The sequence below is a fragment of the Mesorhizobium sp. M0293 genome (assembly GCF_040321735.1).
GTDB lineage: Bacteria > Pseudomonadota > Alphaproteobacteria > Rhizobiales > Rhizobiaceae > Mesorhizobium.
This window is the reverse complement of the sequence record NZ_JAMYSA010000244.1, coordinates 1-2,541: the sequence shown is the minus strand read 5'-3', so window position 1 is coordinate 2,541 and position 2,541 is coordinate 1. Positions and strand designations below refer to the sequence as shown.

General features: G+C 64.3%; 2 protein-coding genes. Both read right to left on the bottom strand.

Translation table 11 applies throughout. The annotated features are described in order from the left end of the window. Positions 1-114: 114 nt before the first annotated feature. Positions 115-1,542, bottom strand: coding sequence for an NADP-dependent phosphogluconate dehydrogenase (gnd, locus tag NKJ06_RS35110; protein WP_352636292.1), 1,428 nt, complete (start codon positions 1,540-1,542; stop codon positions 115-117). Between the two features lie 151 nt (positions 1,543-1,693). After that, positions 1,694-2,541, bottom strand: an 848-nt coding sequence (locus NKJ06_RS35105; RefSeq protein ID WP_352812498.1) for a CopD family protein, incomplete at its 5' end; no start/stop codon positions are given.

The window sequence follows — 2,541 nt, the reverse complement described above, 5'->3', positions numbered from 1 at the left end:
TGGCATCGCCCCCACGGCAGCCTAAAGTCAAAACCGCCCATCAGTCGCCTCGCCTTAACCGACGACAACCTGTTGAGGCTCCACATCTAGAGCATGGCTTATGGGCTGGCTTTGCTAGCCAGCCGCACCGCTTCCCCAAGGCCCATGGAATGCACCGGGTCCGTCGATGCGCTCGAAACCGTGCGCACCGAAGAAGTCGCGCTGCGCCTGGATCAGGTTCGAAGTGCCACGGCCCTGGCGGTAGCTGTCGAAGTAGGCAAGTGCCGAAGACAGCGCCGGCACCGGCGAACCGGCCTCCGATGCGCGCGCCACGACCCGCCGCAGCGAAGAGTGCGCCTCCTGCATCAACGAGATAAAGGCCGGCGCCATCAGAAGGTTGGTCGAGGCGCCGCCCTTGCTGAAGGCTTCCGCCATCGTATCGAGCATCTGCGAGCGGATGATGCAACCAGCGCGCCAGATCTTGGCGATGGTCGGCATCGGCAGGTTCCAGTTGAACTCCTTGGAGGCGCCGCTCATCACCGCAAAACCTTGGGCGTAGGCTGATATCTTGCCGGCGAACAGCGCCAGTTCGAGATCCTTGAGCAGAGCGTCCTTGTCACCGGAAATCTTGGTCACACCGATATTGCCATAGGCCTTTTCCGCCGCCAGTCGCTCGTCCTTGATCGACGACAGAACCCGTGCCGCCACCGCCGCCTCGATCGCGGTCGCGGGAATGCCGAGCTGCTGGGCTTCGATGACCGACCATTTGCCGGTACCCTTCTGGCCGGCGCGGTCGAGGATGATGTCGACCACCGGCTTGCCGGTCTTCGGATCGTCGGCAGCCAGCACCTTGGCGGTGATCTCTATCAGGTAGGAATTGAGCCGGCCCTCGTTCCAGTTGGAAAACACCGTACCGATGTCCTTCGGTCCCATGCCTAAGCCGTCGCGCAGGATGCCGTAAATCTCGGCGATCATCTGCATGTCGGCATATTCGATGCCGTTGTGGATGGTCTTGACGAAATGGCCAGCACCGTCGGTGCCGAGCCATGCCGCGCAGGGTTCGTCCTTGAACTTGGCGGAGATCGCGGTCAGCACCTTCTCGACCCGTTTCCAGGAGTCCTCAGTGCCGCCGACCATGATCGACGGTCCGTGGCGCGCACCCTCCTCGCCGCCGGACACACCCATGCCGATGAAGGTGAGACCCGAGCCGGAAAGCTCGGAGAAGCGCCTCATCGTGTCGCGGAAATTGGCGTTGCCGGCGTCGATGACAATGTCGTTGGCCGACAGCACGCCGCGCAAGGCGGCGATCTGTTCGTCGACCGGCTTGCCGGCCAGCACCATGATGATGATCGGGCGCGGCGGCCGGATCGCGGCGGCAAGCTCTTCCAGGCTGTAGCAAGGCACGACCATATCCCTGAGCGCGCCGGCATTCTCGACGAAAGCGTCGGTGCGCGCTTTGGTGCGGTTGAAGACGGCGATGCGATGCCCGTGCTCGGCGATGTTGAGCGCCAGGTTGGAGCCCATCGTGCCAAGGCCGATCAGACCGATTTCGGCTTTTTCCATCGTTTCTTCCCTGCTTTCGGATCTTGTTGGTTGGAGCCCGCGATTTTGCGGGGATGATTGACGGGCCTTTCGCGCCGCGTCAACCGCCTCGCCGAATTGTGTTACCCGGATTGTCGACCGTGCCCGTGTCGAGGTACCTGGCGGTCCAGCATTACGGCCTGATGTCGACAGGCGCCTCGATCTTCACCATCTCGAAGTCCGAGACCAGAATGTCGATGCGCACCGTCCACCGACCGGGAACCGGGATGACGAGGTCGTCGACACGCCAGCTGCCGTCGCCGGGCTTGGTCGCCGCACGCTTCAGCGGCTCGATGCCGGAATCGGGCTTCGACAGCACCAGCGTCACCTCCTTGGCGTCGAGCGGGCCGAAATCGCCGCTCATGATGATCATCGAGGCAACCACCGGTCCGGCATGGCCGGGCGTGATGCTGAGGTCGGCCATTGCTTGCAGCGCATGGATATGGACCGAGACAGGTTGGGCGGCCGCGATCGCCAGGGCTCGTGGCGGCGGCGTAAAGCGCCAGCCAGCGGCCACGCCGAAGATGGCCAGCACGATCAGCAGTTCGACGCCGATCGAACGGGAGAGCCTGCGTTGCACTTCCGTCGCTCCGGCCTCGGCCGACGCTGTGAGTTTCCATCGGTTGACGGCGGCGAGCGTAAACAGGAAGGCCAGGAGCCCGAGCTTGATCAGCAGCAGCCGGCCATAGGCGGTGTCTACCAGTGCCAAGGGCGTTTGCACCTGGATGACGGCGAGAACGACGCCGGCAGCGGCAAGCACGGCCACCACTGGCAGGATCAGGCGTGAAAACCGCCGCAGGAATGGCGCGGCCTCCGCCGATTGCCCCTTCAGCGCCATGCCGAGTGGCACCAGCGCACCGGCCCAGAAGGAGATGCCGACGCCGTGCAGGAACACCATTGGTCGCGTCAGCCATTGCGGCTCGGCGGCACTGGCATGGCCGCTGGCGGCAAGCGCGACACCCACCCCGGCCAGGCCGGCCA

Bases quoted from the DNA above. Each gene is read 5' to 3' on its own strand.
- gnd (WP_352636292.1), bottom strand. From the start codon at position 1,542: ATGGAAAAAGCCGAAATCGGTCTGATCGGCCTTGGCACGATGGGCTCC.